General features: G+C 64.5%; 11 protein-coding genes. 5 read left to right on the top strand and 6 right to left on the bottom strand.

The genetic code is table 11. The features are described from left to right. Positions 1-99 precede the first annotated feature (99 nt). The 5 genes from hmgA to purU all read left to right on the top strand — a co-directional run bounded on the left by hmgA (position 100) and on the right by purU (position 5175). Entirely contained in the window at positions 100-1467 is a 1368-nt protein-coding gene (hmgA, locus tag MKZ91_RS26735; RefSeq protein ID WP_336174069.1) for a homogentisate 1,2-dioxygenase, read from the top strand. Further along, positions 1464-2333, top strand: a complete 870-nt coding sequence (locus MKZ91_RS26730; protein ID WP_336174068.1) for an MBL fold metallo-hydrolase — start codon at positions 1464-1466, stop codon at positions 2331-2333. Before hmgA ends, MKZ91_RS26730 begins: the two co-directional genes overlap by 4 nt. A 58-nt stretch (positions 2334-2391) precedes the next feature. Next, the gene (locus MKZ91_RS26725) at positions 2392-3408 is read left to right on the top strand and encodes a fumarylacetoacetate hydrolase family protein (RefSeq protein WP_336174067.1); all 1017 of its coding nucleotides are present in this window, start codon (positions 2392-2394) and stop codon (positions 3406-3408) included. A 30-nt stretch (positions 3409-3438) separates the two neighbouring features. Beyond that, entirely contained in the window at positions 3439-4077 is a 639-nt protein-coding gene (gene maiA, locus MKZ91_RS26720; protein ID WP_336174066.1) for a maleylacetoacetate isomerase, read from the top strand. Positions 4078-4290: 213 nt separating this feature from the next. Next, positions 4291-5175: a formyltetrahydrofolate deformylase gene (purU, locus tag MKZ91_RS26715; protein ID WP_336174065.1), complete on the top strand. Its 885-nt coding sequence runs from the start codon at positions 4291-4293 to the stop codon at positions 5173-5175. A 128-nt stretch (positions 5176-5303) separates the two neighbouring features. Here purU and MKZ91_RS26710 read toward each other — a convergent pair whose 3' ends face one another. From MKZ91_RS26710 to MKZ91_RS26685, 6 genes are all read right to left on the bottom strand, one after another. Beyond that, positions 5304-6485: an acetyl-CoA C-acyltransferase gene (locus MKZ91_RS26710; protein WP_336174064.1), complete on the bottom strand. Its 1182-nt coding sequence runs from the start codon at positions 6483-6485 to the stop codon at positions 5304-5306. Positions 6486-6609: 124 nt separating this feature from the next. After that, complete coding sequence (lpdA, locus tag MKZ91_RS26705; protein ID WP_336174063.1) at positions 6610-8004, bottom strand: dihydrolipoyl dehydrogenase; 1395 nt, start codon at positions 8002-8004, stop codon at positions 6610-6612. 7 nt (positions 8005-8011) lie between these two features. After that, complete coding sequence (locus MKZ91_RS26700; RefSeq protein WP_336174062.1) at positions 8012-9295, bottom strand: dihydrolipoamide acetyltransferase family protein; 1284 nt, start codon at positions 9293-9295, stop codon at positions 8012-8014. 1 nt (position 9296) lies between these two features. Beyond that, the gene (locus tag MKZ91_RS26695) at positions 9297-10310 is read right to left on the bottom strand and encodes an alpha-ketoacid dehydrogenase subunit beta (RefSeq protein WP_336174061.1); all 1014 of its coding nucleotides are present in this window, start codon (positions 10308-10310) and stop codon (positions 9297-9299) included. A 1-nt stretch (position 10311) separates the two neighbouring features. Further along, positions 10312-11544: a 3-methyl-2-oxobutanoate dehydrogenase (2-methylpropanoyl-transferring) subunit alpha gene (locus MKZ91_RS26690; RefSeq protein ID WP_336174060.1), complete on the bottom strand. Its 1233-nt coding sequence runs from the start codon at positions 11542-11544 to the stop codon at positions 10312-10314. Between the two features lie 411 nt (positions 11545-11955). Further along, positions 11956-13287, bottom strand: coding sequence for an NAD(P)/FAD-dependent oxidoreductase (locus MKZ91_RS26685; RefSeq protein WP_336174059.1), 1332 nt, complete (start codon positions 13285-13287; stop codon positions 11956-11958). Positions 13288-13397: the final 110 nt, after the last annotated feature.

The following is a 13397-nucleotide window of genomic DNA, read 5'->3' as shown; positions in this document are numbered from 1 at the left end:
GGATCAAGCCGCCGCCGCGCTATTTGGGATTGCGCCGGACCTTTTTAGAGGTCGCTTCGAGAACCCGAGGTGGGTGCGCCATGAGGAGGAGGATCGACGATGCTGGACAAGGCAGGAAAACAGGCCGACGCACAGTCTAGGGCCAACGAAGCGCTCAACTACATGCCGGGCTTCGGCAATGATTTCGAGACGGAGAGCTTGGCCGGCGCCCTGCCGCAAGGCCAGAACAGCCCGCAGAAATGCGCCTACGGGCTCTATGCCGAGCAGCTCTCGGGTTCGCCCTTTACCGCGCCGCGCGGCACCAACGAGCGCTCCTGGCTCTACCGCATCCGCCCGAGCGTCCGTCACACCGGCCGTTTCAATAAGATCGACTATCCGCACTGGAAGACGGCGCCGCATGTGGCCGAACATTCGCTGGCGCTCGGCCAGTTGCGCTGGAATCCGCTGCCGGCGCCGACGGAGGAACTGAACTTTCTTCAGGGTATCCGCACGATGACGACCGCGGGCGACGCGCCGACGCATTCGGGCATGGCGGCGCATGCCTATGTCTTCAACGCCGACATGGTCGACGACTACTTCTTCAATGCCGACGGCGAGCTTTTGATCGTGCCGGAGATGGGCGCCATCCAGGTGTTCACCGAGCTCGGCAAGATGGACGTGGAGCCCTCGGAGATCTGCATCGTGCCGCGCGGCACCATGTTCAAGGTGACGCGGCTTGGCGACGAGAAGGTCTGGCGCGGCTATATCTGCGAGAATTACGGCGCCAAGTTCACGCTGCCCGACCGCGGCCCGATCGGCGCCAACTGCCTTGCCAATCCGCGCGATTTCAAGACGCCGGTCGCTGCCTTCGAGGAGAAGGAGACGCCGTGCCGCGTGCATGTGAAGTGGTGCGGTGGTTTCCATGTGACCGAGATCGGCCATTCGCCGCTCGACGTGGTCGCCTGGCACGGCAACTACGCGCCCTACAAGTACGACCTCAAGACCTACTCGCCGGTCGGCGCGATCCTGTTCGATCACCCGGATCCGTCGATCTTCACGGTGCTGACGGCGCCTTCGGGCGAGGAGGGCACGGCAAACATCGATTTCGTCATCTTCCCGCCGCGCTGGATGGTGGCGGAACACACCTTCCGGCCGCCGTGGTACCACCGCAACATCATGAGCGAGTTTATGGGGCTGATCTACGGCCGCTATGACGCCAAGGAAGAGGGCTTCGTGCCCGGCGGCATGAGCCTGCACAACATGATGCTCGCGCATGGGCCCGATGCGTCGGGCTATGACAAGGCGACAAACAGTGAGTTGAAACCGGTGAAGCTCGACCATACGATGGCCTTCATGTTCGAGACCCGCTTCCCGCAGCAACTGACCCGCTACGCCGCCGAACTGGAGACGTTGCAGGACAACTACATCGACTGCTGGAGCGATCTCAAGAAGCGGTTCAACGGGACGCCGGAAGGCGATTGGTCTTGAGTTCACGCGTCGTTTTGCTCGGCAGCAAGGGCGGTCCGGCGATCCGGCCGGGCGGCCCGTGGCCGACATCGTCCCTGCTTCAGATTGGCGGCCGTTCGATCGTCGTCGATTGTGGCCTCGGCGTCACCCGCGGGGTGACCGATGCCGGAGTGCCGCTGAAAGCGTTGGACCTCATCGTCATCACCCACCTGCATTCGGACCATGTACTGGAACTCGGGCCGTTGATCCACACGGCCTGGACCGCCGGGCTTGCACACCCCGTTCGTGTCTTCGGCCCCACCGGCACCCGCGCCTATTGGCAGGGTTTTCTTCTGGCGATGGCCTTCGACATCGATATCCGCATCGTCGACGAAGGCCGGCCGGACCTGCGCGCGCTTGTCGAGGTCGTCGAGTTTTCCGAAGGGATGGTTTTCGCGGAGAATGGCCTGACATTGTCGGCGCTGCGGGTCGATCATCCGCCAGTCACCGACTGTTTCGCGCTACGTTTCGACCATGCCGAGGGGGCGGTGGTCTTTTCTGCAGATACCGCCTACTTCCCGCCGCTTGCCGATTTCGCAAAAGGGGCGGACATTCTCGTGCACGAGGCGATGCTCGCCGAAGGGATCGACCGGCTGGTGGCGCGCACGGGCAATGGCGCGCGATTGAAGGAGCATCTGCTGGCGAGCCACAGTTTCGCGGAACAGGCGGGAGCGGTCGCAACGGCGGCCGGCGTCGGGCGACTGGTGCTGCATCACCTCATCCCCGCCGACGACCCGGAGATCTCGGAAGCCGACTGGATTGCGGCGACCCGCAAAAGCTGGGCCGGAGCCTTGACGATCGCTGCCGACGGCCTTGTTGTGAAGATAACGGACGATTCGTCCGCTTGAGGGCGGCTTTCCGTTCGAGACAGCGTGAAACAATGAGAAGATTGAGAGGGAGGACTGCATGAAACTGGCGACACTCAAGGACAGTACGCGTGACGGAAAGCTCGTGGTCGTCTCCCGCGATCTCACCCGCTGCTCCGAGGTCGGGCACATCGCCCGCACGCTTCAAGCAGCGCTCGACGATTGGGCGCATGCGGGCCCGCGGCTTGCACGCGTGGCCGAGGGGATCGAGACCGGCTCGCAGCCGACGATCCGCTTTCATGAACACGACGCCCTGTCGCCGTTGCCGCGCGCTTACCAATGGGCCGACGGTTCGGCCTACGTCAATCACGTCGAACTGGTGCGCAAGGCCCGAAACGCCGACATGCCCGCGAGCTTCTGGACCGATCCGCTGATGTACCAGGGCGGCTCGGACAGCTTCATCGCACCACGTGATCCGATCCCGCTGGCCGACGAAAGTTTCGGCGTCGACATGGAGGGCGAGGTTGCCGTCATCGTCGACGACGTGCCGATGGGCGCGACGATCGAAGAAGCACGCGCTGCGATCCAGTTGGTCATGTTGGTCAACGACGTGTCGCTGCGTGGTTTGATCCCGGCCGAGCTCGCCAAGGGCTTCGGCTTCTTCCAGTCGAAGCCGTCGTCGGCCTTTTCGCCGGTTGCCGTCTCGCCGGATGAACTGGGCGATGCCTGGGACGGCGGCAAGCTGCACCTGCCGCTTCATGTCGATCTCAACGGCAAGCCCTTCGGCCGCGCCAATGCCGGCATCGACATGACCTTCGACTTTGCCCAACTGGTGGCGCATGCGGCCAAGACCCGGCCGCTTTCCGCCGGCACGATCATTGGCTCGGGTACGGTGTCGAACAAGCTCGACGGCGGCCCGGGCAAGCCGGTCGCGGACGGGGGCGCCGGTTACTCCTGTATCGCCGAACTGAGAATGATCGAGACGATCGTCGGCGGTGCGCCGAAGACACATTTCCTCAGGGTCGGCGATGTCGTGCGCATCGAGATGAAAGACAAGACCGGTCATTCGATCTTCGGCGCAATCGAACAGACGGTCGAAGCCTACGACAGGGCCTGAATAAGCCGAAAGACAGATGCAGGTAGAAGCATGAGCGAGACGGTGCTTTACGATTACTGGCGTTCATCGGCGAGCTATCGGGTGCGCATAGCGCTCAATAGCCTCGGCGAAACCTATCGGTCGGTGCCGGTTGACCTGCTCGCCAAGGCGCATAAGGGGCCGGAGCATCTCAACCGCAATCCGCAGGGGCTCGTGCCTGTCCTCGACATTGATGGCGAGCGTTTCACGCAATCGCTCGCCATCATCGAGTATCTCGCCGAGACGAGAGCGGACACCGGTTTCCTGCCTGATGACGCCGTCGGGCGGCAGCGGGTGCGTGCGCTGTCCTATGCCATCGCCATGGACATCCATCCGGTCTGTAATCTCCGCGTGATCTCTCATGTCATGGCCAATGCCGAGGATGGCGAAGCGGCGCGGCGCAACTGGATGCGCAAGTTCATCGGCGAGGGGCTGGCCGCTTTCGAACGGCTGCTCGACCATCCTGCAACCGGCCGCTTCTGCCATGGCGACAGCCCGACCATGGCGGATTTCTGCCTGGTGCCGCAGGTCTACAACGCTCGCCGTTGGGACGTCGATATCGCCGCTTGCCCGCGGCTGGTGGCAATTGACGAGCGTTGCGCCGAGATCGATGCATTCGCCCGTGCCCATCCGGATCGTACGCCGCGCTAGGCTGTTCCCGCGACGGCTTCAACTGTCGCTCGTTTGTTGCGGAGCTGATCTGAACGACCCGCCGCTTTGCGTAACCGATGCCGGGCATGTCTGGCCGGTTCCGTCCATCGGATGTCGCGAATGGATCGACAGCGGCGCCACGGCCGCGCTAGTTTTTGCGTGACTGGCCGTATAAGGGGGGCCGGAAAAACCTCTGGAGCGAGAGACATACCGATGAAAAGCTATGTGCTGAACGTCAGCTGCAAGACCACCCGTGGCATCGTTGCCGCCATCACCGGCTATCTCGCCGAAAAGGGCTGTTACATTTCAGACAGTTCGCAGTTCGACGATCTCGAAACCGGTCTGTTCTTCATGCGGCTCACCTTCATCAGCCAGGAAGGTGCCACGCTCGACGAGCTGAAGGCGGGCTTCGAAGCGGTGGTCAAGCGCTTCGACATGAATGCGGAAATCCGCGACAGCGAAGAGCGCATGAAGGTGCTCTTGATGGTGTCGCGTTTCGGCCATTGCCTCAACGACCTTCTCTACCGCTGGAAGATCGGCGCGCTGCCGATCGATATCGTCGGCGTCGTTTCCAACCACTTCGATTACCAGAAGGTGGTGGTCAATCACGACATCCCCTTCCACTGCATCAAGGTGACGAAGGAAAACAAGCCGAAGGCCGAGGCGCAACTCCTGGAACTCGTCGATCAGACGGGCGCCGAGCTGATCGTTCTTGCCCGCTACATGCAGGTCCTTTCCGATGCGCTCTGCAAGAAGATGTCGGGCCGCATCATCAACATCCACCACTCCTTCCTGCCGTCGTTCAAGGGCGCCAACCCTTACAAGCAGGCCTATGAGCGCGGCGTGAAGCTGATCGGTGCGACGGCGCACTATGTCACCGCCGACCTCGACGAAGGCCCGATCATCGAGCAGGACATCGCCCGCATCACCCACGCCCAGAGCGCGGAAGATTACGTGTCGATCGGCCGCGACGTCGAAAGCCAGGTGCTGGCGCGCGCTGTGCACGCCCATATCCACAACCGCTGCTTCATTAACGGCAACCGCGTCGTGGTCTTCCCGCCGAGCCCGGGTTCCTACGCTTCCGAGCGCATGGGTTGATGAGCCGGGAAGGGGCCATTTGCCTTCTGAATTGAAAAGCGCCGCCGGTTCGTCCGGCGGCGCTTTTTCCTGGTTGGAGCGCGATGCGCGCGGAAAACCGCGCACACATTTCCTCATCCCGATCTGAACTACTGCAACAGCTCCAGCCCGACGGCCGTCGCCTCGCCGCCGCCGATGCAGAGTGAGGCAATGCCGCGCTTGACGTTCTTGGCGCGCATGGCATGCAGGAGCGTCACGATAATGCGGGCGCCGGATGCGCCGATCGGGTGGCCGAGCGCACAGGCGCCGCCGTTGATGTTGACGATATCGTCCGACAGGCCGAGGTCGCGGATCGCCGCCATCGCCACCACGGCGAAGGCCTCGTTGATCTCGTAGAGGCCGACGCTGCTCTTCTCCCAGGCGAGTTTGGCCATCAGCTTGTCGATCGCGCCGATCGGCGCTGTCGTAAACCAGGCCGGTTCCTGCGCATGACCGGCATGGCCGGCGACAATCGCAAGCGGCGTCAGACCGCGCTTTTGCGCCTCACTCGCCCGCATCAAAATCAGTGCTGCAGCCCCGTCCGAAATCGAAGACGAATTGGCCGCCGTCACGCTGCCACCGTCGCGGAAGGCGGCTTTGAGCTTCGGGATCTTTGCCGGATCCGATTTGGTCGGCTGCTCGTCGCGATCGAGATTGGCGGTCTGCCGCTTGCCGGCGCCGCTGACGACCACGATTTCCTCGGCAAAGGACCCATCCGCGGCCGCGCGGTTGGCGCGCTCCAGCGAGCGCAACGCGAAGGCGTCCTGATCGGCGCGCGAGAACTGGTAGTGTTCGGCCGTATCCTCGGCATAGGTGCCCATCAGCCGGCCGGAATAGGCGTCCTCGAGGCCGTCGAGAAACATGTGGTCCTTGACCTCGCCATGCCCCAGGCGGAAGCCGCCGCGCGCCTTCGGCAGCAAATAGGGAGCGTTGGTCATCGACTCCATGCCGCCGACGGCAAGCACCGATGCGCTGCCCGAAAGCAGCGCATCGTGGCCGAGCATCAGCGCCTTCATGCCGGAGCCGCAGACCTTGGAGACCGTTGTCGACGGCGTCTCCTTGCCGAGGCCGGCGCCAAGGGCTGCCTGGCGCGCCGGGTTCTGGCCGACGCCGGCCGGCAGCACATTGCCCATCAGCACCTCGTCCACAGCATCGAGGCCCGCGCGTTCGAGCGCTGCCTTGAGCGCGATGGCGCCGATTTCCGGCGCGGTTAGATCCTTTAGGCTGCCCTGAAAGGCGCCCATCGGGGTGCGGGCCGCCGAAACGATGACGATCGGATCAGTTCTGCGCATGTCTTTCTCCCATTCGGCAAAAGGCAATGTTTGGTGCGGGCGGGCGTCCCACGTTCCCTTCTCCCCGCATGCGGGGAGAAGGTGGCCGGCAGGCCGGATGAGGGGCTACCCCCAAACTTCGACGTCAGATATGCAGCGCGTGCCCCAGCGCCTTCAACGCGGACTCCTGGAAGGCTTCCGATTGCGTCGGGTGCGCATGGATCGTGCCGGCGATGTCTTCCAGCCGCGCGCCCATCTCGATCGCCAGGCTGAAGCTTGCCGAGAGTTCCGAAACGCCGTGGCCGACGGCCTGGATGCCGAGCACCAGGTGGTTGTCGGCGCGGGCGACAATGCGCACGAAACCGTCTTCCGCAAGCGTCGTCATCGCACGGCCATTCGCCTGGAACGGGAACTGGCCGATCTTGATCTCGATGCCGCTGGCGCGGGCCTCGTCGGGCGACAAGCCCGCGGTGACGATTTCCGGGTCGGTGAAACAGACGGCGGGAATGCAGCGCTTGTCCCAGCTACGCTTATGGCCGGCGACGATCTCCGCCACCATCTCGCCTTGCGCCATCGCGCGGTGCGCCAGCATCGGCTCGCCGGTGACGTCGCCGATCGCGTAGATGCCGCGCATCGAGGTGCGGCACTGGTCGTCGATGCGGATGAAGCGGCCGGTGCGGTCGAGGTCGATTTCTTCCAGCCCGAAGCCTTCGGTCACCGGCTTGCGGCCGACGGTCACCAGCACCTTTTCGGCAGCGACGTCGATGGCGCGGCCATTGTGCTCTGCTTGAAGGCTTGCGGTTTCGGCGGAATAGCTCTTGGCGACCGTCTGGGTGAAGACCTCGATGCCGAGCTCACCGAGGCGCTTGGCTATCGGCTTCGTCAGATCGGCGTCATAGAGCGGCAGGATGCGGGGCTGAGCTTCGAGCACGGTGACATGACTGCCGAGCTTGGCGAAGGCGGTGCCGAGTTCGAGGCCGATGTAACCGCCGCCGATCACGGCGAGGCTCTTCGGTATGCTCTTCAATGACAGGGCTTCGGTCGAGGAAATGATCGGCCCACCGAAGGGCAGGTCCGGGAGCTCGACGGGCGTCGAGCCGGTAGCAATGACGATCGCTTCGGCGCGGATGCGCTGCAGCCCGGTTTCGGTCTCGACATCGACGGTCTTGCCGTCGACGAAGCGGGCAGTGCCAATCACCGCCTTGACGCCGGCCTTCTTCAGAAGGCCGGTGACGCCGCCGTTCAGCCGGCCGACGATGCCGTCCTTCCAGGCGATGGTGCGGGCAAGGTCGATGGTCGGGTTGGCGAGCGACAGGCCGAGCGGGCTGCGGCCGGAAGCGGCCGCGCGCAGCTTATGAAACTCTTCGGCCGCATGGATCAGCGCCTTTGAGGGAATGCAGCCGACATTGAGGCAGGTGCCGCCGGCCTTGGCCTTTTCGACGATGACCGTGTCGATGCCGAGCTGGCCGGCGCGGATCGCGCAGATGTAGCCGCCGGGGCCGGCGCCGATGACGAGCAGCTTGCAGGAAATTTCCTTCATGATCGCCTCAGGCCTCCACGAAAATAAGCGCCGGCGTTTCGAGCAGGGTCTTCAGCCGCTGCACGAACACGGCCGCATCCCAGCCGTCGATGACGCGGTGATCGAAGCTCGAGGACAGGTTCATGATCTTGCGCGGCACAAACTGCGTGCCGTCCCAGACCGGGCGGATGGCGAGCTTGTTGACGCCGACGATCGCCACTTCCGGATGGTTGATGACCGGGGTGGAGACGATGCCGCCGAGCGCGCCGAGCGACGAGATGGTGATGGTCGATCCGGTCAGCTCATCGCGGGTGGCGGTGCCCGTGCGGGCGGCTTCCGCAAGGCGGTTGAGCTCGTTGGCGCAATCCCAGATGCCGCGGGCTTCCGCGTGGCGCACCACCGGGACGGTGAGGCCTGCCGGCGTCTGCGTGGCGATGCCGATATGGACGGCATGATGGCGGTGGATGATGCCGGGGCCATCGTCGAAGATCGCGTTGACGGCCGGCTGCTCGGCGATGGTTCGCACCAGCGCCCTCATCAGATAGGGCAGGATCGTCAGCTTCGGCTGGTCCGGCTTGCGATCGCGGTTCATGGTGGCGCGCAGCTCTTCCACGGCGGTCATATCGACCTCCTCCACATAGGTGATGTGGGGAATGCGTGAGGTCGAAAGCGACATCTTCTCGGCGATGCGGCGGCGAAGGCCGGTCACCTTGATCTCGTCGACGGCGGTCTTGCGTTGCAGGCCGGCGGGCGCCAACACGGGTTGAGCGCCGCGGGCGATGAACTGGTCGAGGTCGTCATGGGTGATGCGGCCGGCCGGACCGGTGCCGGTTACCTGGCGCAGGTCGACGCCGCTTTCCTTGGCACGCAGACGCACGGCGGGTGACGCCAGCGCCTTTTCCAGCCGTTCGCCCGGCTGGTGCACGCCGTTGACGGCCGGTGCCTTGACCTCGACCTTGGCCGGTTGCGCGGGCTTGGCGACGGGAGCAGACGCCTCGGCCTTTACGACGGGCTTTTCTTCCGCCTTGGCCGCCGGCTTGTCGTCAGCGGGGGCCGCGGCTTCTCCTTCGCCTGATATCTCGATGCGCACCAGCGGCGCCTTCACCGCAACCGTGTCGCCCACTTCAGCGCCGAGCCAGAGCACGGTGCCGGTCACGGGCGAGGGGATTTCGACGGTCGCCTTGTCGGTCATCACGGCGGCAAGCACCATGTCCTCGCGCACGGGATCGCCGGGCTTCACATGCCATTCGACGAGTTCGGCCTCGGCCACACCTTCGCCGACATCGGGCATCTTGATTACGAATTCGCCCATCTCAGGCCTCCATCACTTCGACGAGCGCGCGTCCGACGCGCGCGGGGCCGGGGAAATAGTCCCATTCCTGGGCGTGCGGGTAGGGCGTGTCCCAGCCGGCGACGCGCACGACGGGTGCCTCGAGATGGTAGAAGCAGTGTTCCTGCACGAGGGCTGCCACTTCGCCGCCGAAGCCCGAAGTAAGGGTGGCTTCGTGCACGACGACGCAGCGGCCGGTCTTTTCGACCGACGTGACGATCGTGTCGAGATCGAGCGGCAAGAGGCTCCGCAGGTCGATCACCTCGGCGTCGATGCCGGTTTCCTCGGCCGCGGCAAGTGCGACATGCACCATGGTGCCATAGGCGACGACCGTGACGGCGGAGCCCTGGCGACGCACTTCCGCCTTGCCGATCGGGACGGTGTAGTGGCCCTCCGGCACCTCGCCGAGATCGTGCTTCGACCAGGGGATGACCGGCCGGTCGTGATGGCCGTCGAAGGGGCCGTTGTAGAGCCGCTTCGGCTCCAGGAACATCACCGGATCCGGATCCTCGATCGAGGCGATCAGCAGGCCCTTGGCGTCATAGGGATTGGAGGGCACCACGACCTTGAGGCCGCAGACATGGGTGAACAGCGCTTCCGGGCTCTGGCTGTGGGTCTGGCCGCCGAAGATGCCGCCGCCGGTTGGCATGCGCAGCACGATCGGGCAGGTGAAGTCGCCGTTGGAGCGGTAGCGGATGCGAGCCGCTTCCTGGGTGATCTGGTCGTAGGCCGGATACATGTAGTCGGCAAACTGGATCTCGACGCAGGGCTTCAGCCCGTAGGCCGCCATGCCGATTGCGGTGCCGACGATGCCGCTTTCGCTGATCGGCGCGTCGAAACAGCGGGTCTTGCCGTATTTCGCCTGGAGGCCTTGCGTGCAGCGGAAGACGCCGCCGAAATAGCCGACGTCCTCGCCGAAGACGACGACATTGTCGTCGCGCTCCATGGAGACATCCATGGCGCTGCGCACGGCTTCGATCATTGTCATTCTGGCCATATCAGTATCCTGCCTTCTGCCGCTGGCGGCGAATGTGCGGCGGCATCTCGGCATAGACGCCCTCGAAGATATCGCGCACCGACGGCTTGCCGCCGGCATGCAGCGTGCCGTGGCCCTCGGCCTGTTTCTGCGCCTGAATGACCTCATCCATGATCTCGGCTTCGGCCTGAGCATGGCGCTCTTCCGACCAGGCACCGCGAAGGATCAGGTGCTTCTTCAGCCGAAGGACCGGGTCGCCGAGCGGCCAGGCCTCCGATTCCGTCTTCGGGCGATAGGCGCTCGGGTCGTCGGAGGTCGAATGAGCACCGACACGGTAGGTGACGTATTCGATCAGCGTCGGCCCGAGATTGCGCCGCGCGCGCTCGGCCGCCCATTTGGCGACGGCGTAGACGGCGAGATAATCGTTGCCGTCGACGCGCAGCGCCGGGATGCCGAAGCCGAGGCCGCGGGCGGCAAAGGTGCCGGAGCCGCCGCGGGCAATGCCCTGGAAGGTCGAGATCGCCCACTGGTTGTTGACGATGTTGAGGATGACCGGCGCCTTGTAGGTGGAGGCAAAGACCAGCGCCGAGTGGAAGTCCGATTCCGCCGTCGAACCGTCGCCGATCCAGGCGGCTGCGATCTTGGTGTCGCGCTTGATGGCGGATGCCATCGCCCAGCCGACCGCCTGCACATATTGGGTGGCGAGGTTGCCGGAGATGGTGAAGAAGCCATGCTCCTTGGAGGAATACATGATCGGTAGCTGCCGACCGCGCAACGGATCGCTCTCGTTCGAGAAGATCTGGTTCATCATCTCGACCATCGGGTAGCCGTCGGCGATCAGAAGGCCGGCCTGGCGGTAGGTCGGGAAGTTCATGTCGCCCTTCACCAGCGCCTTGCGGAAGGCGCAGCTGACGGCCTCTTCACCCAGATGCTGCATGTAGAAGGAGGTCTTGCCCTGGCGCTGTGCCATGACCATGCGCGCATCGAAGGCGCGCAGCGTCATCATGTGCTTGAGACCAGCCAGAAGCTCGTCGTCCGATAGCAGGCCTGCCCAAGGGCCGACGGCCTCGCCGTCGCGGTTAAGCACGCGGATGATCGAATAGGCGAGGTCACGGATCTCCTCCGACGCAACATCGACCTCCGGTCGCGGCACGGAGCCGGCCTTCGGGATCTTGACGGTGGAGAAGTCCGGCTGGCCACCGGGCCGAACCGCGGGTTCGGGGACATGCAAGCTAAGTCGATCGAGATCGCTCATGCGGTTTCCGGCCTCCTCCGGAGTGCGCAGCGCACCAATTCAAGAGCGGTCCAACCGCTCTTCCTTTCTGTTCTCGCGCATTTCCGGACGCAAAACCGCTCAGCACTTTTGCTGGAAATGCTCTACGCGGGAAAACGGTATGCTTGACGTAAGGCGGAACGTGCGGATCGATCTCGTTAGGCTCCTCCGCCCGAGGTCTGCACAGACTCCTCCTCACCCCGTTCTCCCGACGGGAATGCTCACAGACTGCCACGAGTTCCGGGGCTTATGAAGGTGTTTTGGTGCCTCGAAGCTGGCCCAGGCAAAGAAAGATAGAATCCTGCCGTGACTGCGCCCACGCGTTGTGTCGCGCATGGTCCTGCTGGTCGATGCTTGTAATTTTCTTTCGCGTGCGTTCCGCAGCGATAGTGATCAGACGGGTGGCGCGATGGTAATCGGCGTGCCGTCGAGGAAGCGGGAGAGCCGAAAAGGCGTGGGATCGACGATCGGCTTTGAACCGGTGACGAGGTCGGCGACGAGATGGCCGGCGCCCGGTCCGATGCCGAAACCGTGGCCGGAAAATCCTGTTGCGATCACGAGACCCGGAACGTTTTCCGTCGTTGAAATCACCGGCACGGCGTCGGGCGTCACATCGATCAGACCGGCCCAGATCTGCTGAACCTTGGTCTCGCGTAGAAACGGCAAGGCCCTTGCCGCAGCGTCGAGCGCATGAAGAGCGCGGCGGGAATCCGGGTTGGGGTCGAGCACGCGGTGGCGCTCGAAGGCGCCGGGTCGGTCGAGTGGGACGGTGCCGATCTCGAACAGTTCGTTCCAGCTCTGGGCGCTGATCCCCACCTGCACCGCCTCGCCTTCCGCCTTTCGCGCCGGCTGGAAATCGCGGAAGAAGGCGAAGCTGTCGGGCACGATGGCATGAAGGTTGGCGGCGCCGTCGGCGATCGTGTACCCGCCGTCGAGGCGCTTGCGGTAGGCGTAGGTCGCGGTCGCGCCGGCGCCTTCCGGACCTCCGGACACCGGACCGGTTCGCAGGACCGTGTTGCGGACTTTCAGTTGCGGCAGGCGGATGCCGAGGCCCTTGAGGAACAGCCGGGACCAGGCGCCGCCGGCAACGACTACGCTCGACGTTTCAATGCGGCCTCTCTCGGTCACGACGGCAGAAATCTTGCCGGCTGTCCTTTCAACGCCGCGCACGGCGCAGCCAGTCAGGATGCGTGCCCCGGCACGCCGTGCACCAGCCACGAGCGCGGGCACCGCCTTTTGCGGCTCGGCCCGACCGTCGCTCGGGGTGAACAGCGCGCCGCCGTAGCGAAGTGCGGCACCCGGCATCGCTTCTGCCGTTGCGTCAGCGCCAAGCTGCCGGCTGTCGACGCCATAGGGCTTAGCCATGGCGAGCCAGGCGTCGCGGTTGGCGACGTCGCGCTCGTTCTCGGAGATGTAGAGGATGCCGCTGCGGCGAAAGCCGGTTTCGCCACCGATGCGGGCGTCGAGCGTGTCCCAGATCTTCAGTGCTTCGATCGCCAGCGGGATCTCGCGCTCGTCGCGGCCCATGACGCGGACCCAGCCCCAGTTGCGGCTCGATTGCTCGGCACCCGGCGTTCCCTTTTCGCAGAGCACGACATCAATACCGCGCTCGGCAAGGAAAAGGGCGGTGCTGACGCCGATGATGCCGCCACCGACGATGACGACGTCGGCCTTGGCGGGCAGGGTGGTATCGGTTGCAACGGGATCAAGTGTCGGGCCGGGCATGGGGGAGCGTTCTCGGATGGCGGGTGCGCCATCGGTGCACGCTGATGCGGAGAGATCAAGACGCGCAAACTGGTCTTTGTCCGTGATGCACAATTTGCCGGCTGCCGTCC

Source organism: Ensifer sp. MJa1, from assembly GCF_037026475.1.
In the GTDB taxonomy this organism is placed as follows: domain Bacteria; phylum Pseudomonadota; class Alphaproteobacteria; order Rhizobiales; family Rhizobiaceae; genus Ensifer.
This window is presented reverse-complemented; position numbering and strand designations above follow the sequence as displayed.

Excerpts from the sequence above, each read along its gene's own strand:
- hmgA (WP_336174069.1), top strand. The coding sequence starts at position 100 with ATGCTGGACAAGGCAGGAAAACAGGCCGACGCACAGTCTAGGGCCAAC.
- MKZ91_RS26725 (WP_336174067.1), top strand. The coding sequence starts at position 2,392 with ATGAAACTGGCGACACTCAAGGACAGTACGCGTGACGGAAAGCTCGTG.
- maiA (WP_336174066.1), top strand. The coding sequence starts at position 3,439 with ATGAGCGAGACGGTGCTTTACGATTACTGGCGTTCATCGGCGAGCTAT.
- purU (WP_336174065.1), top strand. The coding sequence starts at position 4,291 with ATGAAAAGCTATGTGCTGAACGTCAGCTGCAAGACCACCCGTGGCATC.
- MKZ91_RS26710 (WP_336174064.1), bottom strand. The coding sequence starts at position 6,485 with ATGCGCAGAACTGATCCGATCGTCATCGTTTCGGCGGCCCGCACCCCG.
- lpdA (WP_336174063.1), bottom strand. The coding sequence starts at position 8,004 with ATGAAGGAAATTTCCTGCAAGCTGCTCGTCATCGGCGCCGGCCCCGGC.
- MKZ91_RS26700 (WP_336174062.1), bottom strand. The coding sequence starts at position 9,295 with ATGGGCGAATTCGTAATCAAGATGCCCGATGTCGGCGAAGGTGTGGCC.
- MKZ91_RS26695 (WP_336174061.1), bottom strand. The coding sequence starts at position 10,310 with ATGGCCAGAATGACAATGATCGAAGCCGTGCGCAGCGCCATGGATGTC.
- MKZ91_RS26690 (WP_336174060.1), bottom strand. The coding sequence starts at position 11,544 with ATGAGCGATCTCGATCGACTTAGCTTGCATGTCCCCGAACCCGCGGTT.
- MKZ91_RS26685 (WP_336174059.1), bottom strand. The coding sequence starts at position 13,287 with ATGCCCGGCCCGACACTTGATCCCGTTGCAACCGATACCACCCTGCCC.